The sequence below is a fragment of the Azospirillum brasilense genome (genome assembly GCF_003349955.1).
In the GTDB taxonomy this organism is placed as follows: domain Bacteria; phylum Pseudomonadota; class Alphaproteobacteria; order Azospirillales; family Azospirillaceae; genus Azospirillum; species Azospirillum brasilense_B.
This window is the reverse complement of record NZ_QLKQ01000075.1, coordinates 1-18,188: the sequence shown is the minus strand read 5'-3', so window position 1 is coordinate 18,188 and position 18,188 is coordinate 1. Positions and strand designations below refer to the sequence as shown.

Genomic DNA, 18,188 nt, shown 5'->3' with positions numbered 1-18,188 from the left:
GCACCGCGTCTCACGGCGGCGGCCCGGCCCAACGTCCTGTTGCGGGCGGTGGGCGGAGCTTGCTAAAGGACACCGCCTCCGTCCCCGTCATGGGAAGCCCTGCGGTGCCCGCCGACGAACCCGCGATTCCGGTGCTGCGCTTCCCTCCCGATGGCCTGTCGGGCCGGGAGCGCGTCCGCCAGTGGCGCGACATCCTGTCGGTCTTCTTCGACGCCGAGCCGGTCGGCGCGGAGGACGACAGGAAAGACGACACGGAGGACGGCGGGTCCGGCTTCGCCGGGTCGATGACGACCCACCACCTCGGCAGCTTGCTGATGGCGCGCATCGACGGGCCGCCGGCGACCCTGCGCCGCACGAGCGCCACCATCGCCCGCGGCGCCGTGGACCACTGCCTGATCCAGGTCTATCTCGACGGCGGCTGCACCGGCAGGGCGGGCGAACGGGCGTTCGCGATGCGGGCCGGCGATGTCGGCGTTCTGGATTTCGCCCGGCCGCTGGCCGTCGAGACCACGGCTTTCAGCGCCCTGACGCTGGTGATCCCCCGCGCGGCCCTGATTTCTCCGAACAAGGCGCCCGAGATCCTGCACGGGCTGGTGCTGCCGGCCGCGTCGGCGGTGGGAACGCTGCTGAACGACCATGTCCGCAACCTCCACGCCCAACTCCCCGGCCTGAGCGTCAAGGCGGCCGCCGCGGTGGCCGGCGGCGCCATCGGTGTGATCGCCGCGGGCATCGGTTCGGCGCTCGACGCCCGCGGCCCGATCGACGAGCCGCAGGGAGGCCTGCTCGACCGCATCACGAGCTTCATCGACCGGGAGCTCGACGCCGCCGACCTCGGGACCGATCTAATCTGCGACGCCTTCGGCCTGTCGCGCTCGACCCTCTACCGCCTGTTCGAGCCGCTGGGCGGGGTGGCGAAGCATGTCCGCGACCGTCGGCTGGCGCGGGCGCTTCACGATCTGGCGGCGCCCCAACCGGACCGGCCCCGGATCGCCGACATCGCCTACCACTGGGGATTCGGGTCGGAAGCCGCGTTCAGCCGGGCGTTCCGCGCCGCCTACGGCATGGCGCCGGGCGAGGCGCGGGACACCGCCGAACGCATGCGGCAGTCCGCGCCGAAGGACGATGGGGCGGCGGAGCGTGTTCTCGAACGGTGGATGCGGTCCCTGACCCCGGGCAACTTGCCGTCCTGACTCTCGCCGTTCCGGCCCATGTCTGTTCTCACCAAGCCACGAAGCCGTGCGCCAGCGCGCGCCGGGAGCGCTGATTGATTGGCTGGCAAGATAATGTTCACCCACTCCTGTTCTTGCAAAGATTGAATACAGCACCGCCTCCGCCCGTCGAAGGGGGCGTCGTTGCAAGTCGGAGCTTATCCATCCGGGCCAAAGTTCGGCCCGGCCAAGCCACTGTTGCTTATAAAAGCCATGCCCGTTGAATCTTGACAGCGGTGCGGACGAGTGGCTTTCCTTCCCGAAGGGAATTGTTTGGGTACCATTGATGGCCGATGCAACCCACGGCACCGCTCCGTTTCTTTCCTTCGACAGCCTGGAGAGTCCGGGAGAAGAAGGATTCTGGCTGTGGCGGGACCAGATGTCGCCGGTGTTCGACATCACCCTGCCCAAGGAGGAGGTCGGCGCGTTCCGCGGAACGTTGCAGACCTATCATCTGGGCGGCGTGCTGCTCGGCCGCTGCGCCTCGGTGACGCAAACCTTCCACCGCACCCCCCAGGTCATCACACGCAGCGGCATCGACCATTACCTGATCCAGGTGCAGCGCCGGGGCGGTTCCTGCGGGACGATGGGGCGGCGCGACGTCCAGGTCGGTCCGGGCGACGTCTGCGTCCTGGATCTGGCGCAGACCGTCCACACGGTCGACACCGACATGGACACCCTGACGCTCTGCCTGCCGCGGGAGATGCTGGCCCCGCTGGTGAGCGCGCCGGATGCATTGCACGGGATGGTCCTGCGCGGCGACACGCCGCTCGGCGCCCTGCTTTCCGGTCACATCCAATCGCTGTACCGGGCGGCCGACGCTTTGTCGGCCCGCGAGGCCCTGATCTTGACCAAAGGCAGCGCCGCCTTCGTCGCCGGGTGCCTGGGCCCGACCGTCGACGCGCTGGATCTCGTCCGGCCCCAGATGCAGGCGTCCCGCATGGCGGCCATCAAGCGCCACATCGACGCGCGTCTCGGCGATCCTGATTTCGGAGCGGCCCAGGTCGCCGAAGCGTTCGGCCTGTCCCGCCCGACCCTGTATCGGCTGTTCGAGCCGCTCGGCGGGGTGTCCGCCTACATCCTGCGGCGTCGGCTCGACCGCTGCCTCGGCGAACTGACCGCGGCGCACGGGGGCCTCCGCATCGCTGAGATCGCGCACCGCTGGGGCTTCCGCTCTGAGGCCGCCTTCAGCCGGGCCTTCCGATCCGCGTTCGGTATGACGCCGCGCGATGCGCGCAACAACAAACAGCGACCGCGCTCCCTGGCGGCTGGATCGGCTGACGCCTTGAAGCGCTGGTTCCATGAACTGGCTGTTTTCTAGGGTCCCAGTTCCCACCATATTTATCGCCCGCTGAAGGCTTACGAGGCTGATCCGCGAACCCGCTCCCTATTCCCGTATCGAGGCAATCATCGAGGAGGAGGCCCGAGGGTTCTGTTTTCCGGCGCGGTCCGCAACCGTCATGCCGGATGGAGATCGCGGTTTCCGATCGACGGGCCGTTCCATGCCGGGTTTGTGGCCGCCAACACGAAGGCGGCGAGCCTGATCGGGCAGGCCCGCCGGGACGCATGGAGAGCCAGCCAGGATGAGCGAACTGGTCTGGGACGGTTTTTGGCGAAACCCGCGCCACCGATCCGGGAGAAGCACCCGAATTCGCCGGCACCATCGCCGGGACGGCAAGCGCCGGCAACGGCGCCCGTGATCCACCATCGCATCGTGCAGGCCGTCCAGTTCGCCTTGGACGCCCATGGCACCTTGCCGACCGGAAAGCTCCGAGCGCGCCAACGGCGTGCGGTGCTGCGCAAACTGTCCGCGGCGGCGGTCCGATGCTTGAATCAAGAGGCATGGCGCGAAATGGCTGATGCCGCTCCTCACCGCGTTTCCACTCCGTCCCGAAAAACATGTTGAAGCCAATCCGGCTGGCTGTTGACCAACATGGTCAGGGCGGGCGTGTTGACCATCGGCGAAACGATCAAGGCGTTGACCGTGGTGACGCTGTTCTCCGTCTTCAAGCTGCTGGAGAGAGTAGCCGCAGGCATCAGACATCCACAACTGAACCGCGCCGGATTTCCCGGCTCGGCTTAGGCAGACGGTGCCGCCCTCAACTCTGCCTGGATCTTGGAAGCCCGGGTTGGGTCGACGCGCCGTTTGCGACCGGTGGCAACGAGATCGCCTGATGGGAAGCGCGGATGCCGCCCGCCGGAGGCATCAACCTCGGCAGCCATCAACCCGTCGCTTCGAAGAACCGTTGACTTTCGCCCCTTCCTGATCGGCAAGCATGCGACGCACGACGAAGGCGACGGCAATCAGCATCAGGGCGGCCGCGCCGACGACACCGGTAAAGGCTTGGTCGAAGGCCACACGGGCCACGCCGATCACCTGTTCGGCCTGGGATGGTGCCAGTTTTTCCGACAGAGCAAGGGCCTCATCAATGCTGTCGCGTGCCTCGGGAGCGATCGCAATCCCGGACGGCACGAGCATGGCCCGCGTGTAAAGCAGCGACATCAGGCTGCCCAGCAGCGCGATGCCGAGCGTTCCTCCCAGCTCGTAGGAAACCTCCTCGACCGACGCCGCCATTCCGGCCCGGTCCTCGGGGGCGGAAAGCATGATGGCCGAGGACGCCGCCGTCATCGCCGCGCCGCTGCCAAGCCCCATCACCGTGAGGGCCGCGATCCACAGCCCGGCCGGACCGTCGTAGCTGGCGAGGAAGCCCAGCAGGGCCAAGCCGGTCACCAGGAGTGCGCCCCAGAGCACGCGCGCGGATCCGAGCCGCGACAGCGCCGCCCCAGTCAGTGGTGCAGCGACCAGAGCGGCAAGCGGGATCGGCAGGATCAGCAGTCCGGCCTCGAGCGGTGAAAGCCCCAGCACAAGCTGGAGACGTTGGCTGAACACCAGCTCCACCCCGATCAGCGCCGCGGCCGCGGCCAGGGCGGTCGCCACGCCCGCGGAAAAGCGCGGGTCGGCGAAGAGTGAAAAGTCGATCAGGGGAAAGCGGCTGCGGCGCTGTCGGCGCATGAACTGCGCCATGGCGAGCAGACCGACGAGCAGCGTCAGCCCGGCCATTCCCCACGAGGGATCGCGCTTGGCGGTTTCCTTCAGCGCATAGATCAGGCCGCTGAGGCCGACCATGACCTGAACCGAACCGATCAGGTCCCAGGGACGCCCGGCGTCTCCGGGGCGGTTGGTCAGCAGAAGGGCGCTGGCGGCGAGCGCCGCCACGACCACCGGCACGTTGATCAGGAAGACCGAGCCCCACCAGAAATGCTCCAGCAGCGCCCCTCCCATCACCGGACCGGCCGCAGCACCGCCGGAGGCGACGGCGGCCCAGATGCCGATGGCGAGCGACCGCTCCTCCGCGTCCGTGAAGGTGAGGCGGATCAAGGACAGCGTCGCCGGCATCATCATCGCCGCGCCGACCGCCAGCACCGTTCGCGCGGCGATCAGGGTTGCCGGCGAAGGCGCGAAGGCAGCGCCGAGCGAGGCCGCACCGAACACGAGGAGGCCGGCCGTGAACATCAGCGTGTGCCCGACCCGGTCACCCAGCGTGCCCAACCCGGGCAACAGCCCCGCCATCACCAGGGGGTAGGCGTTCACGATCCAGAGCTTTTGGGAAGCGGTGGCCCCCAGTTCACGGGTCAGGGTCGGCAAGGCGGTGTAGAGCACCGTCATGTCGACGACGATCAGGAACAGGGCGCTGGAAACGGTGGCCAGGATCAGCCATCGCGTGCCGGGGAACATGGGAAGAGTCCTTGATGGTTATGAGCGTGGCGTACCGGCGGGAAAGACTCAGGCCTTCCCTCAGAGCCCCTCGTCGAGAAGCGCGCGCAGGTCGCGCTCGAGGCCGCTCCAGTCCTCGTCGCGGAAGTCCATGAATCCGAAGGCGCGCAGGAGGAAGGCCCCTTCGGTGGCCAGCAGCGCGATCCTGGCCCGGCGCCCTTCCGTGGAACGGGGGTTCAGCCCGCCGAACCGCTCCTCGTACCAGGACTTGGTGCTGTCGATGTGCCGCTTGGCCTCGATCAACGCCGCCATCATGCCGGCGGCCCGGGCGTGGCCGTCGGCGTCCATCGCCATGGTGGCTTCGACGTGGCCGCGCACCGCCTCGACAGGCGTCGGCGCCGGTCCGACGGCGGCGGTGATCTGGGCGTCGTACTCGCACGCCCAGCGTTCGATCATCGCAGCGATCAGGTCGTCCTTGCTGCCGAAGCGCGACTGCACACCGCCTTTCGAGACGCCGGCGGCCTTGGCGACGGCCTCCATCGTCAAGCCGCTGGTGCCCGCCGTCAGCACGAGGCTTTCGGCGATGTCGAGGACCCTGTTCCGGTCGATCGTCGGCAGACGTCCCACGAAAATCTCCCCCAAACCAAATATCAATCCATACGGATGGATTGATATTGCAAAGGGCCGTTGCGGGCAAGCCGTTCAGGCATAGATAGCCACCAGAACCTCAAGCTCAGCGCCCTCGCGCGCCCCCACCAGAGGCCACCCTTCCTGTCAGCCGTCGGGTGCTTTTCGCTTCGGGTGCTTTTCATTTCTCTTCCACCCGGCGGGGCGCAGGGGCGGTTCGTCGGGCCATCCGCCAAGCCTCAAGGCGCTCTCTCCCGCCCATCACGAACACGAAGAAAACGGGCACGAAGATGATGGCCAGCACGGTTGCGCTGACCATGCCGCCGAACACGCCGGTTCCGATGGCGTGCTGGGTCTCGGCACTGGCGCCCATGGCGATCATCAGCGGCACGACGCCGAGACCGAAGGCCAGGGAGGTCATCAGGATCGGGCGCAGGCGCAGGCGGGCCGCGGCCACGGCGGCCTCCGCAAGACCCATGCCCTCGTCGCGCAGTTGCTTGGCGAACTCGACGATCAGGATGGCGTTCTTGGCCGACAAGCCGATCACGGTGATCATGCCGACCTTGAAGTACACGTCGTTGGGCAGGCCGCGCAGCGTCACCGCGAGCACCGCGCCGAGAAGGCCGAGCGGCACCACCAGCATGACCGACAGCGGAATGGCCCAACTCTCGTACAACGCCGCAAGCACGAGGAACACCACCAACATCGACAGCGCCATCAGCATCGGGGCCTGGGCGGCGGACTGCCGCTCCTGCAGCGATTGTCCGGTCCAGGCGATGGCGAAGCCGGACGGCAGCTGCGCGGCCAGCCGCTCCATCTCGGCCATGGCGCGGCCGCTGGAGACGCCGGGGGCGGCGCTGCCGGAGATGCGCGCGGCCGGAAAGCCCTGATAGCGAACAAGCTGCAGCGGCGTCTCGCTCCAGACCGGGCGGACAATCTCCGACAACGGCACCATCCCGCCGGCCGCGTTGCGCACAAACAGCTTGAGCACGTCGTCGATCTGCATGCGCGCCGATGCGTCGGCCTGGATGATGACCTGCTGCATGCGTCCGCCGTTGGGAAAGTCGTTGACGTACGTCGACCCCATCGCCGTGGACAGCGTGTCGCTGACGCTGGTGAACGCCACGCCCAGCGCTTCGGCCTTCCCGCGGTCGATGTCCAGGCGGACGCTGGTGCCGGCGGGCAAACCGTCGGGATAGACGCCGGTCACGGCCCGGCTCTTCGCCGCCAGTTCCAGCAGGCGTGTTTCCGCGGCCTTGAGCGCGGCATAGCCCTGGTTGGCGCGGTCCTGCAGACGCAGTGTGAAGCCGGAGCTGGTGCCCAGCTCCTCGATGGCGGGCGGCAGCAGATTCATCACCGTGCCTTCCGTCGTGCCGGCCATGGCCTGCTGCGCGAGGTCCGCCTCGCTTTGGGGCGTGGCGCCACCGCGCTCGCCCCAGTCCTTGAGCATGGTGAACCCCATCGCGGCGTTCGTGCCGGACCCCGAAAAGCCGAACCCCACGATGGACAGGTTGGACGCGACCGATGGACGCGAGGCGACATGCTCCTCGAACGTCTTGACGATCCTGAGCGTGCGTTCGGTCGTGGCCTCGGCGGGAAGCTGGATGGAGGTCATGAAGTAGCCCTGATCCTCCTCGGGCAGGAAGGACGACGGCAGTTGCCGGAAGGCCAGCACCAGGACCGCGACGAGGGCCGCGAAGACCAGCATGACGCGCCCGGTGCGCGTCACCAACCCGGCGACACGCCGCTCGTAACGCTGCGTCAGGCGGTCGAAACCACGATTGAACCAGCCGAAGAAGCCGCGCTTTTCGTGATGCGCGGGGTCGACCGGCTGGAGAAGCGTCGCGCAGAGCGCCGGCGTCAGGGTGAGCGCCAGGAAGGCGGAGAACAGGATCGCCACCGCCATCGACAGCGTGAACTGCTGGTAGATCACGCCGACGGAACCGCTCGCCAACGCCATGGGAATGAACACGGCGGTCAGGACCAAGGTGATTCCGATCACCGCACCGGTGATCTCCTTCATCGCCTTGACCGTCGCGTCCTTCGGCGCCAGCCCTTCCCGGGCCATGATGCGCTCGACGTTCTCGACCACGACGATGGCGTCGTCGACGATGATGCCGATGGCGAGCACCATCCCGAACATGGTCAGGACGTTGATCGAGAATCCCGCGGCCAGCATCACGGCGAAGGTGCCGAGCAGCGCGATCGGCGCGACGATGGCGGGGATGAGCGTGCAGCGCACATTCTGGAGGAACAGGTACATCACCAGGAAAACCAGCAGCATCGCCTCGGCCAGCGTCTGTATGACCTTCTCGATCGACACCTTCACGAAGGGAGCGGTGTTGAAGGGAATCGAATGGCTCATGCCCGTGGGCAGGGTCCTGCTCAGCTCTTCCAGGCGGGCCTGCACGCCCTCGGCGGTTCTCACCGCGTTGCCGCCGGGCGTGAGCTGCACGGACGCGGCGGTGGTGGGCTTTCCGTTCTCCCGGTTGATGAAGCTGTACGACTGGGCCCCGAGTTCGACGCGCGCGACGTCGCCGAGCGTCACCTTCGAGCCATCGGAGGCCGCACGGAGCACGACGCCGGCGAATTCCTCCGGTGTGGTCAGCTGTCCCTGGATCGTGAGCGGAACGGTCACGGTCTGGCCCGGCAGCGTCGGCGACGCACCGACACTGCCGGGAGCGATCTGGACGTTCTGCTGGCTGATCGCCGCCGTCAGGTCGCTCATGGACAGGCCATGGGCCATCAGCTTGGCTGGATCGACCCAGACGCGCATCGCCTGCTCGGAGCCGAACAGCTGCACCCGACCGACGCCGTCGATCCGCCGCAGCTCCTCGACGATGTTGCGCGCCATGTAATCGCTGAGCGCGGTTTCATCGAAACGCCCGTCATCGGACTTCAGCCCGACGATCATCAGGAAGCCCGACGACGCGGATTCCACGGTCAGGCCATTCTGGCGCACCACCTGCGGCAGCCGCGGCTCGATGGACTTGAGCTTGTTCTGCACATCGACCTGGGCCATGTCCGGGTCGGTGCCGGGTGTGAAGGTGGCTGTGACGGTCGCCGATCCGGAGGCATCCGACGCCGATTCGAAGTAGAGCAGGTTCTTGACGCTCGACAGCTCACGCTCGATGAGGCTGATCACCCCGTCGTTCATCGTCTGCGGGCTGGCCCCGGGATAGGTTGCCAAGATGCTGACGGTCGGCGGCGCCACCGACGGGTAACGGGCGATCGGCAGCTGTGGAATGGCGATCACGCCGACCAGGATGATGAACAGGGCGATGACCCAGGCGAACACCGGGCGTTCGATAAAGAAGTGAGGCATGATGGAATCGTCCTGTCCGCTCAGCGCATGGTGGTGGCGGTCGGTTTGGAAACCGGCCAGTCACGCGCGCTCACCGGAACGCCCTCGGACAGACGCTCCATGCCCTCGACCACGACCTTCTGCCCGGCTTCGAGGCCGGCGCGGACGCGATAGCGGCGGTCCACCAGTTCGCCGAGTTCCACCGGCTTGAGGGAAGCCTGATCGTTCCCGTCGAGCGTCCACACCTGCGGCTGGCCGCCGACGCGCACCACCGCCTGCTGAGGAAGGGTCAGGGCATCGGCGTAGCTCGTGCGCGGCACCCGCGCGCGAACGAACATGCCCGGAAGCAGGTCGCGCCGCGGGTTGTCGACGAGGATGCGGAGCAGCACGTCGCCCGTGCCGGGATCGACGGAGATGCCCGAGAACAGCACGCGCCCGGTCGCCTCGTACGGCTCGCCGTCGCCGCGCAGAATGGCGACCGGCAGACCATCCCCGGAGTCCGCTTTCCGCAGGGCCATGGCCTTGCGCAGGGGAGCCAGCGAGGACGCCGGCTGGCGCACATCCACATAGACCTGATCGATCTGCTGGATGCGCGCCATCGGGTTGCCGTCGCTGCCGCCGACCAGCGCCCCCTCGGTCACCAGCGCCTGGTCGATGCGTCCCGGGATCGGCGCCTCCACCGTGGCGAATTTCAGGTCGAGTTCGCGGCGGGTCAGGGTCGCGCGGGCCTGCGCCACGTCGGCCACGGCCTGGTCGCGCTGGAACACCGCGTCGTCGTAGACTTGGCGGCTGACGGCATCGGCCTTGAGCAGCGGCTGCAGCCTCGACACCTGCACCCTGGCGCGCTCCAGCCCCACCGTTGCCCGCTGCAGCGCGGCGGCGGCCACGTCCACCTCGGACTTGAACGGCGCCGGGTCGATCTGGAACAGCGGCTGGCCGGCAGCCACCTCGCTGCCTTGCTCGAAGCTTCGGCGCAGCACGATGCCGCTGACCTGCGGTCGGATCTCGGCAACCCGCAACGCGGCGACGCGGCCCGGCAGATCGTCGGTCAGCTCCAGCAGGGATGGCGCAACGGTGAGAACGGAAACCTGCGGGGCCGGATTGTCCGTGACCGGTTCGGATTGCTCACACCCCATCAGCAGCATCGCCACCAGGGCACAGGCGCCACCATGACGGCGCAACTGGTCGATCCTCATCCACTTTCCTTCACGCGCAGGCCGCTATCGGCAAAAACGCCGGCAATCTGAAGGCGCTTGATTGCGTTTCGTTCGAGGTCGTGTGGAGATTTGATGGAGAGGGAAAAATTGTTGCGAGACGCCACGATGCCCATGACGCCTGCGGCCGGACCCGCCGATGGCTGGACAACATGCCTGCGGCTTACGGTGCGATTTTCGGCAGCCGGATCTCGAACGTCACACCTTGCGGTTCCGACGCCATCGCCACCGCGACGCCGCCATGCGCCTGGGCGATGGCCTGCACCACCGCCAAGCCCAAACCGCTGCCGCCGCTCTCCCGCGAACGGGACGCGTCGCTCCGCCAGAAGGGATCGAAAATCAGCTTCTCCGCGCCGTCCGGCAGGCCGGGGCCATGGTCGCAGACCCGCAAAATGGCATGATCGCGCGTCGCCCTGGTTTCGATGCGCACCTCGCAGGGCGCGGCGTAGCGCCGGACGTTTTCGAGCAGCGCCGTCAGGACCTGACGGATGCGCGCACCGTCGCCGTGGATCATCACGGACCCCAGATCCGCGTGGATCGACACGCCGGCCTGCTGAAGCATCGGCTTGGTGATCGCCACCACGGAGGCGACTTCACCGGCAAGATCAATCGTTTCGAGCCTCAACTCGAGGCGCCCGTTCTGCGCCAGCGTCAGAATCTTCAAATCATCGACGATCCGGCTCAACCCCTCAACCTGGACGAGAAGGACCTGAAGCGACGGCGGGTCGGGAATGAAGACGCCATCGACGTACCCCTGTATCTGGCCACGCAGAATGGTCAAGGGCGTGCGCAGCTCGTGAGCGATCGCGGCGTGCCACGCCCGCATTTCCGTTTCGGCCCGGCTCAACTGTCCGGCCATGTGGTTGAAGTCCTCGATCAACTGGCGGGTTTCGGCAAACGACGCCTTCGTCGGCATGGCCCGCGCACCGAGATCGCCCGCGGCAATCCGGCGGGCCGCCGTCGCGACCGCATCCAGGGGATGGATGAGCCGGCGGGCGAAGCGCATCGCCGCAACGATCGCCCCTCCCAATCCAATGGCCCACAGCACGAGGAAGGCGGTCCACTCCGGCGTCGTCGGCCAGTAGCTGTCCGGTTCGGGAACGCCCTCCAACCCCTCGGGTGCCCAGAACCGGAAGAAGACGAGCTCGTAAAACAGGAAGGAGCCGGCGCACATGATGATGAGCGCCACCCCGGTCACGGCCGCCATGGACGCAACCAGCTGCCGGTTCATTGACTTGGCCGATTTCATGGAACAAACGACAGCCGATAGCCAACGCCCCTGATGCTCTCGAAGAAATCCTCGGCTCCGGCGGCGTGAAGCTTGCGCCGGATGTTGCTGGCGTGCGTATCGATCGTCCGCTCCAGCGTGTTGCCTTCCGGCAGGCAGGCGTCGATCAGGTCGGCGCGGCTGAAAACACGCGTGGGCTGCCGCGCCATATGCGAGAGGATGCGGAACTCCGTCGCCGTGACGTCGATGCGAACCCGGCCGTCGGCGCCTTCGACGGCGACGGCATGAGCCGTCAAGTCGATTTCCAGCGGACCGACCCGCAGCACCGCGACGTCGCTCCGGCCCATCGCCCGACGCAGAACGGCCTTGACCCTGGCGACCACCTCCAGCGGGTTGAACGGCTTGACGATGTAGTCGTCAGCACCGATCCGCAGGGCCTGAAGCTTGTCGAGATCCTCGTCGAGCGCCGTGATCATGATCACCGGCGTATCCCCGCGACGCCGAATGGCCGCCAGAACCTCGTAGCCGTCGAGCTTGGGGATCTTGACGTCGAGGAGCACGATGTCGGGCCGGAGCTGCTGATGCAGATCCAGCGCGATCTGACCGTTCTCCGCACGGACGGTGCGCAGCCCTTCACGATCGAGATACCCCGTGATGATCCGCGCGACGTCGGGCTCATCCTCCACAACCAAAGCCAGCACGCTCATTCCACTCTCCACATTCCGGCCACTCTTCGATTGCCGGCAAGGCTCATGATAGCGCCGCTTTATGGACGTTCCGTGGAGATCGTGAGGACATCCCCCCTGTCCCCACGCCCATGCCCGCACACCCCTGGACCGGGCTCATCCAGATGTCGAAGGACAACCGCCCAGGGCACGGTAGAGAGCGGCGGCGTTCTCCAGCCGCGCCCTCCTGGCGTCCAGCAGAGCCTGATCGGCGGCGAACAGGCTGCGTTCGGCGTCCAAAACCTCGAGGTAGCCGACCGCACCGGCCCGATACCGCTTCATCGTCATCGTCCGACGCCGCGCCTCCAACCCCTGCATCGCCCTTCGGGCCGCGACCTCGCGATCCAGAAGCGCTTGGCCGTCCAGCGCGTCCGACACCTCGCGGAAGGCCGTTTGAATGGCCCGTTCATACTCGATGACGGCCAGGCTTTCGCGCGCCTGCGCCAGATCCAGGGTGGCGCGGTTCCGCCCGCCGTCGAAGATCGGCAGGCTCACTTGGGGAACGAACTGCAACGCACCGCTGCCGGGGGTGAAGAGGTTGTTGAGTTCGCCGGAGGCAACGCCCCCCATCGCCGTCAGCCGGACCGAGGGGAAGAAGGCCGCGCGGGCGGCACCGATCTGCGCGTTGGCCGCCTGGAGCCGCTGTTCCGCCGCGACGATGTCGGGACGCGCCATCAGCAGCTCGGAAGGCAGACCGGCGCGCGTCACCCCCCATCCCGCGCCGAAGGCGGGGGCGGTGAACGGCGGCGCATCCTTCGTGGCCTCCGCGTCGCTGTATCCGGTCAGCAGGGCCAGGGCATGTCCGGCGCGCGCGTGAACCAGCTGTTGCTCGATCAGGTCGGTGTCGGCCGAACCGACCAGCGATCGGGCCTGCTCCAACTCCAGCGGCGAGGAGGCACCGGCCGCGACGCGCCGGGTCAGCAAGGCGACGGCCGCCGTCCGCAAGGCGATGGTGCGCCGCGCGAGAGCCACACGGGATTCCGCCGCGCGCTCCTGCACGTAGCTTCTCACCACCTCGGCGACCACGCTGATCCTGGCTGCCCGCTGCGCCTGCTCGGCCTCGAGCTCCCACGCCGTCTTCGGCGCGAGATCGCCGTCGGCCCGGGGCACGGTGATCCAGTGATCCAGCGTCGAATGCCACAGGTAGATGTGGCTGACGTCGTTGCGGTTGATCTTGATGCGCAGCTTCTTGCGGCCGCGGTTCGCGTACAGATCGGCGAGCCTGGGGCCCTCGTCCGACCAGTAGTCGAGCCCGAAGGCCGGGATGCCCTTGCCGGACAAGCTGCACGTCTTTTCCGGCAGGAAGGCGAGCTGCACTTCCTCCCAGTCAACGTTGAGAAGGTGCTCCGGGATCAGGGCCGCGTGCTTGGCCCATTCCAGATCGGGGCGTTTGCGGGTCTTCTTGTCCATTTCCCCGTTGCAGATGCGGAAGGCTGTGATGGCGACCGCCTTCTCGATCTGCCCGTAGGTGAGGCAGGCGCGCTCCTCCGCCGGGTAATCGCCCCGGTCGGCGATCGACGAGCCGGTCTGCCCGCGGGCCGTGCGGAGCTGCTGGTTGATCGACCCCTGCAGGCGTTCGACCACGTTCCGGATGTGCGGCTCGCCGACCCGGGGGTCCACCTTGATCCGCAGATCCTCCAGGCTCCGGTTGTCCTCCAGCGCCTTGTACCAGGCCGCCCGGTCCGAGACGATCCGCTCCGGCCGGCCGAAGACGTCCGTGGCCTCGATGCCCAGCTTCTGGAAGTAGGCCGCCTTCGGACGGACCGCGTGCTGGATGCACAGCCCGATCGCCTCCCGGTTGGCCGAGCGCGGCCACAGCCAGAAGCCCAGGATCATGTGGGTCAGCACGTCGACCAGGACGATGACCCAGAGCCGCTTCAGCAGGTTGCCCGCCTCGTCGACGGCGAGCAGGTCGATCTCCGTCTCGTCGATCTGGCAGACCTGCAGCGGGTAATCGGGGACCAGCGAGCCGCCGCCGCGCCGGTGCTTGCGGGCGGCGGTCGGCCCGCCCCGCCGGCGCGCGACCTCCGCCGCCGTCCAGTGCGTCCAGAGGCGGTCCTTCACCGTGTTGAACGAGACCGGCTTCAGCCCCGCGCCTTCCAGGCGGCCGTTGATGATGGTCAGGGCCTCGTTCAGCGAGCGCGGCTCCCGCTGCAGGTAGGTCTCGTCGAGCCCCGTCTTGATGATTGCCTCGGCCTCTGCTGCCCGCCGGGGGCCGCGTCCTGAGTCGTCGCGCAGCAGGTCGCGGACCAGCCGGCGGGGGCCGTACTTGCGCAGGTAGCCGCGGATGGTCTGGGGCGTTCGTTTGAGGCGGGCCGCGAGGTCGGCGACGGCGGCGGCCCGCTCCGCGCTGTGCGGGGCGGACCGGTCGAGGATGCGGTCCAGGTGCGTGGCCAGACGTTCGGCCTCGACCCAGCGCGCGTTGCCGAGCGGGTCCTCAACGGGGTCGCCCATGGCGCCTGCGCCCTTTTCGGGAAAGCTTTCGGCTGCAAGAAAACTTTCAGGCGAAAACCTTCCGCGAAAGGCTATGAAAAGTCGACATAAATTTCATTAGAGGTAGGGAAAATTCTTAAGTGGGAGCGACAGCCAGAGCAGCCGAAAATCCAATCAAACCGAATAGCGATCCAGTGTAATTAAGCGCTTGCTTGATATCATACCGCGCAGACGCTTTCGGAACAGGATAAAACAAATCTGCAACTATATACTCAAGGCGCCCCCCGATTTCCGTCCTTCCTGATAGTATAAAAGAAACACAGAGACCATTACATATAGATAAATCACTGATAAAATTAATATATCCTGTTTTGACCTAAGGAAAAACAGCAAGAACCTTCCTTCGCTTCCCAGCTTTGCCCCCAACCAACCCATCAAAAAGTATAGCGCTATAGGATGAATTATGGAATTTATTGGCTTGCGCAGAAGCAGGACATGTTGCAAGGCGCCAACTCTGGCATCGTGCTCCCGCTTTCCGCCCCGGCTGGGCACCGCCGCCTCAACGCCGCCGCAGGAGGGTTACGCCGTCCCCCACCGGCAGCATGCACAGGGCAACCCGCCTATCGTCCAGGCGGGCCGCGTTGAAGGCGCGAATGGCCTCGGTCTTGTGCTTGCGATCATCGGGATCGGCGACTCGCCCGCGCCACAAGGTGTTGTCCACCACGATCAGACCGCCACGCCTCACGAGACGCAGGCATCGCTCGTAATAGGCATCGTAATTTTCCTTGTCGGCGTCGATGAAGGCGAAATCGAACGAGTCGCTTCCGTCGCCGGCGAGAAGGTTGTCCAGGCTGTCCAAAGCCGGTCCGATGCGCAGGTCGATCTTGTCCGCGACTTTAGCTTCGGACCAGATCGCGCGGGCTTGGGCCGTCCATTGCTCGTTGATGTCGAGGCTGACGACCCGGCCATCCTCCGGCAGCGCCAGCGCCACCGTCAGCGCGCTGTACCCGGTGAAGGTCCCGATGTCCAAGGTTCGGCGCGCGCCGATCATTTCCACCAGGAACGCCAGAAGTTGCCCTTCCTCCGGCGCGATCTGGTAATGGGCCTCGGTCATCTTGGCCGTCTCGGCGCGCAGCGCCGCCTGGATGGGAGTCTCGCGCAGGGAGGCGCCAAGCATGTACCGGTAGATGGTCTCGGGCATGAAGATCGACTGCACGGTCAAGGAATCCGCTCCCCTCGTCTGGCCGCCTGCGTTATGCGGACGTCGCTTCACATGTGGGGTTCAGATGTGGGGAGTGCAGGGCATTTCGGAAGGTCGCCCGGCGGCCCGGCAGCCGCGTCGATTCTCAAATCAATCCGGATTTCGCCCGAACGCGAAGCGCAGGGCGTCGGCAACGGCCAGTGGCAGCATGGAACCATGGCTTTCCTCGACGAAGTCATGGAAGGCGATCCGCAAACCCGGAACCGCCGCGAGGGTGGCCGCGACCTCTCTCCCCGTCTGTCCGGAACGGAGGCGTTTCAACCGCTCGGCGTCCGCCGCTGGCAACGGACGTTCCACCAGCTTGCCGGACGTCTCGATCAGAAGCGCCGTGCCGGCCGGCACGCCCTCGCCCTTCGAGCGCTCAAGGAAAGCGGCCTGCTCTCTCAGGATGGCCTGCCCGCTCCACCAGATCGCCGGATCGGCCGCGACATAGGTCTGGAACAGCTCCCCCCGGGTGTAGAGAACGTAGAGGGAGAACAAGCCGCCCAGCGAATGGCCGAACAGGGTGCGGTGGCGCCGGTCGATGGGCAGACGCTCCTCGACCGCCGGGATCACCTGCGTCTCAAGGAAGGCCAGGAAATCGTCGCGCCCACCGGTTTCGATGACGGAGGTTCCGTCCCGCGACGGTGGGATCAACTCCGGTGGAGTCTGCGGGGTCAGGTCGCGGTAGCGGCGGAGGATGTCGAACGGCCCGTCGATCGGATACCCGATTCCGACGACCGCCACGGAACCGTAGGGCTCCGGCGGGTTCCGACCGATGACCGTCTCCATCATCGGCACCGTCGCGTTGCCGTCCAGCAAATAGATGATCGGATAACCGCCCGGTGGCGGCGGTTCCGCAGGGCGGACGACAAAGACCCGGTAATCCAGGCCCGTCCGGTCGGCTCGCAGATCAAAAGATTCCACTTGGCGAGCCTCCCGCGTGGTTTCGGCGGTCACGGTTTGCGCCCGCGCGGATTGGACACCGAAGCCGGACAAGGCCGCCAGCAGCATGGTCGTGGCAAAGCGGAGCATGGCGGTTCCTGCGCAATCGGACGGTGTGCACCGGCGCTTCGGATGGAACCGTGCCGGCGACCCCATGTTGTTGCACGGTCAGCATCAGGAGAGCAACGCGATGAGAAAGCTCCTTTCCGCAACGGCGGTCGCCCTCGTCATGGTTTTGGCCGGGCCCTCGCTCGCCCAGCAGAGCGCCGCCATCGCCAACCCGGCCAACGCCTATCGGGAGGTGAAGGACGACAACGTCATGGTGCCGTCCCTCAAGCGGACCGTCGGGCAACTGGACGACATGGATGTCCTGGGGCCGGACGGCACGAAGATCGGCGAGGTTGAGGAGGTGCTGATGGACGCCTCCGGGCAACCGGTCGCCGTGGTGGTGGACGTGGAGCACGGCGTGGGGATCGGCGACAAGGAGGTGATCGTCGGGCTGGACCAGCTTCGCGACGACGGGCGGACCCTGACGACCGCGCTGACCAACGCACAGCTCGGCACCCTGCCGATCTGGGACGATTGAGGCGGAGGACGATCGCCGTTCGACGCCCTCCCCTTCTCCGCGCTGTTTCGCAGTGCGGAGAAGGGCCATGGCACCGGTCCGCCGAATCCCGTTACTGCGGCGCCATGCGGATGGCGCCGTCCAGCCGGATCACCTCGCCGTTGAGCATCTCGTTCTCCAAAATGTGCTGCACGAGGCGGGCGTATTCGGAGGGCTGGCCGAAGCGCTTCGGGAAGGGCACCGTGGCGGCGAGGCTGTCCTGCACCTCCTGCGGCATGTTCAGCAACATCGGCGTGCCGATCAGGCCCGGCGCGATGGTCATCACGCGCACGCCGCTGCGCGCCAGATCGCGGGCGGCGCAGATGGTTAGGGCGACGATACCGCCCTTCGACGAGGCGTAGGCGGCCTGCCCGATCTGGCCCTCGTAGGCGGCGACGGAGGCGGTGTTGACGATCACCCCGCGCTCCCCCGATTCCAGCGGGTCGAGCGTGCCCATGTCCGCGGCGGCGAGGCGCAGCATGTTGAAGGTGCCGATCAGGTTGACCTCGATCACCTTGCGGAAGTCGTCCAGCGCCATCGGACCATCGCGCCCGACGATCCGCTTGGCCGGGGCGACGCCCGCGCAGTTGACCGCGATGCGGGCCGGCCCATGGGCCGCACGGGCCTCGGCCACGGCCTTCTCCGCCGACTCCGCGCTCGACACGTCGCAGAGCAGGCCCAGCCCGCCGATCTCCGCGGCCACCTGCTTGACCGCCGCCTCGTTCATGTCGAGCACGGTGACCTTGGCGCCCAGCTTCGCCAGATGGCGCGCGGTTTCCGCCCCCATGCCGGAGGCGCCACCGGTGACGATGGCGGCCTGACCGTTGATCTGCATCGCGCTCTCTCCCTGGTGTGTTCTGCTGCTGTTCGAGTTTTACATCCCGCCCGGATAGTTCGGGCCGCCGCCGCCCTCGGGGACGACCCAGTTGATGTTCTGGGTGGGGT

At 67.0% G+C, this 18,188-nt stretch carries 16 protein-coding genes; 4 read left to right on the top strand and 12 right to left on the bottom strand.

Features of this window, described 5'->3' with window-relative positions; translation table 11 throughout:
- Positions 1 to 104 precede the first annotated feature (104 nt).
- From DXK32_RS25765 to DXK32_RS32380, 3 genes are all read left to right on the top strand, one after another.
- Positions 105 to 1,190, top strand: coding sequence for a helix-turn-helix domain-containing protein (locus DXK32_RS25765; RefSeq protein WP_162801348.1), 1,086 nt, complete (start codon positions 105 to 107; stop codon positions 1,188 to 1,190).
- A gap of 304 nt (positions 1,191 to 1,494) precedes the next feature.
- Entirely contained in the window at positions 1,495 to 2,529 is a 1,035-nt protein-coding gene (locus DXK32_RS25760) for a helix-turn-helix domain-containing protein (RefSeq protein ID WP_114861109.1), read from the top strand.
- Between the two features lie 603 nt (positions 2,530 to 3,132).
- Positions 3,133 to 3,291, top strand: a complete 159-nt coding sequence (locus DXK32_RS32380) for a hypothetical protein (RefSeq protein WP_162801347.1) — start codon at positions 3,133 to 3,135, stop codon at positions 3,289 to 3,291.
- A gap of 123 nt (positions 3,292 to 3,414) precedes the next feature.
- Here the strand turns inward: DXK32_RS32380 and DXK32_RS25755 are convergent, their stop codons facing one another.
- The 10 genes from DXK32_RS25755 to DXK32_RS25715 form a co-directional block, all read right to left on the bottom strand.
- The gene (locus DXK32_RS25755) at positions 3,415 to 4,944 is read right to left on the bottom strand and encodes an MFS transporter (RefSeq protein WP_114861108.1); all 1,530 of its coding nucleotides are present in this window, start codon (positions 4,942 to 4,944) and stop codon (positions 3,415 to 3,417) included.
- 60 nt (positions 4,945 to 5,004) lie between these two features.
- Positions 5,005 to 5,550, bottom strand: a complete 546-nt coding sequence (locus DXK32_RS25750) for a TetR/AcrR family transcriptional regulator (RefSeq protein ID WP_114861116.1) — start codon at positions 5,548 to 5,550, stop codon at positions 5,005 to 5,007.
- A 181-nt stretch (positions 5,551 to 5,731) separates the two neighbouring features.
- Positions 5,732 to 8,875: a multidrug efflux RND transporter permease subunit gene (locus DXK32_RS25745; protein WP_114861107.1), complete on the bottom strand. Its 3,144-nt coding sequence runs from the start codon at positions 8,873 to 8,875 to the stop codon at positions 5,732 to 5,734.
- A 20-nt stretch (positions 8,876 to 8,895) separates the two neighbouring features.
- Positions 8,896 to 10,050: an efflux RND transporter periplasmic adaptor subunit gene (locus DXK32_RS25740; RefSeq protein WP_114861106.1), complete on the bottom strand. Its 1,155-nt coding sequence runs from the start codon at positions 10,048 to 10,050 to the stop codon at positions 8,896 to 8,898.
- Positions 10,047 to 10,184, bottom strand: coding sequence for a hypothetical protein (locus DXK32_RS32375; RefSeq protein WP_162801346.1), 138 nt, complete (start codon positions 10,182 to 10,184; stop codon positions 10,047 to 10,049). The genes DXK32_RS25740 and DXK32_RS32375 overlap by 4 nt, the downstream gene beginning before the upstream one ends.
- A 47-nt stretch (positions 10,185 to 10,231) precedes the next feature.
- Positions 10,232 to 11,275 (bottom strand): ATP-binding protein, encoded by a 1,044-nt coding sequence (locus DXK32_RS25735; protein WP_247877347.1) that lies wholly within the window; start codon positions 11,273 to 11,275, stop codon positions 10,232 to 10,234.
- Between the two features lie 38 nt (positions 11,276 to 11,313).
- A complete protein-coding gene (locus DXK32_RS25730; protein ID WP_114861104.1) occupies positions 11,314 to 12,003 on the bottom strand; it encodes a response regulator in 690 nt (229 codons plus the stop codon).
- 135 nt (positions 12,004 to 12,138) lie between these two features.
- The gene (locus DXK32_RS33245) at positions 12,139 to 14,475 is read right to left on the bottom strand and encodes an efflux transporter outer membrane subunit (protein WP_247877346.1); all 2,337 of its coding nucleotides are present in this window, start codon (positions 14,473 to 14,475) and stop codon (positions 12,139 to 12,141) included.
- Between the two features lie 538 nt (positions 14,476 to 15,013).
- Positions 15,014 to 15,670: a class I SAM-dependent methyltransferase gene (locus tag DXK32_RS25720; protein ID WP_247877348.1), complete on the bottom strand. Its 657-nt coding sequence runs from the start codon at positions 15,668 to 15,670 to the stop codon at positions 15,014 to 15,016.
- 135 nt (positions 15,671 to 15,805) lie between these two features.
- The gene (locus tag DXK32_RS25715; RefSeq protein WP_247877345.1) at positions 15,806 to 16,708 is read right to left on the bottom strand and encodes an alpha/beta hydrolase; all 903 of its coding nucleotides are present in this window, start codon (positions 16,706 to 16,708) and stop codon (positions 15,806 to 15,808) included.
- A 121-nt stretch (positions 16,709 to 16,829) separates the two neighbouring features.
- Here DXK32_RS25715 and DXK32_RS25710 point away from each other — a divergent pair, with 121 nt between their 5' ends.
- Positions 16,830 to 17,225 (top strand): PRC-barrel domain-containing protein, encoded by a 396-nt coding sequence (locus DXK32_RS25710; protein ID WP_114861101.1) that lies wholly within the window; start codon positions 16,830 to 16,832, stop codon positions 17,223 to 17,225.
- A gap of 91 nt (positions 17,226 to 17,316) precedes the next feature.
- On the opposite strand, the gene DXK32_RS25705 is transcribed toward DXK32_RS25710, so the two are convergent.
- Positions 17,317 to 18,078, bottom strand: a complete 762-nt coding sequence (locus tag DXK32_RS25705) for an SDR family NAD(P)-dependent oxidoreductase (protein WP_114861100.1) — start codon at positions 18,076 to 18,078, stop codon at positions 17,317 to 17,319.
- Positions 18,079 to 18,117: 39 nt separating this feature from the next.
- Positions 18,118 to 18,188, bottom strand: a 71-nt coding sequence (locus DXK32_RS33730) for a 4Fe-4S dicluster domain-containing protein (protein WP_205215813.1), incomplete at its 5' end; no start/stop codon positions are given.

Excerpts from the sequence above, each read along its gene's own strand:
- DXK32_RS25760 (WP_114861109.1), top strand. The coding sequence starts at position 1,495 with ATGGCCGATGCAACCCACGGCACCGCTCCGTTTCTTTCCTTCGACAGC.
- DXK32_RS25755 (WP_114861108.1), bottom strand. The coding sequence starts at position 4,944 with ATGTTCCCCGGCACGCGATGGCTGATCCTGGCCACCGTTTCCAGCGCC.
- DXK32_RS25745 (WP_114861107.1), bottom strand. The coding sequence starts at position 8,875 with ATGCCTCACTTCTTTATCGAACGCCCGGTGTTCGCCTGGGTCATCGCC.
- DXK32_RS25740 (WP_114861106.1), bottom strand. The coding sequence starts at position 10,050 with ATGAGGATCGACCAGTTGCGCCGTCATGGTGGCGCCTGTGCCCTGGTG.
- DXK32_RS32375 (WP_162801346.1), bottom strand. The coding sequence starts at position 10,184 with ATGGGCATCGTGGCGTCTCGCAACAATTTTTCCCTCTCCATCAAATCT.
- DXK32_RS25735 (WP_247877347.1), bottom strand. The coding sequence starts at position 11,275 with ATGGCGGCCGTGACCGGGGTGGCGCTCATCATCATGTGCGCCGGCTCC.
- DXK32_RS25730 (WP_114861104.1), bottom strand. The coding sequence starts at position 12,003 with ATGAGCGTGCTGGCTTTGGTTGTGGAGGATGAGCCCGACGTCGCGCGG.
- DXK32_RS33245 (WP_247877346.1), bottom strand. The coding sequence starts at position 14,475 with ATGGGCGACCCCGTTGAGGACCCGCTCGGCAACGCGCGCTGGGTCGAG.
- DXK32_RS25715 (WP_247877345.1), bottom strand. The coding sequence starts at position 16,708 with ATGCTGCTGGCGGCCTTGTCCGGCTTCGGTGTCCAATCCGCGCGGGCG.
- DXK32_RS25710 (WP_114861101.1), top strand. The coding sequence starts at position 16,830 with ATGAGAAAGCTCCTTTCCGCAACGGCGGTCGCCCTCGTCATGGTTTTG.
- DXK32_RS25705 (WP_114861100.1), bottom strand. The coding sequence starts at position 18,078 with ATGCAGATCAACGGTCAGGCCGCCATCGTCACCGGTGGCGCCTCCGGC.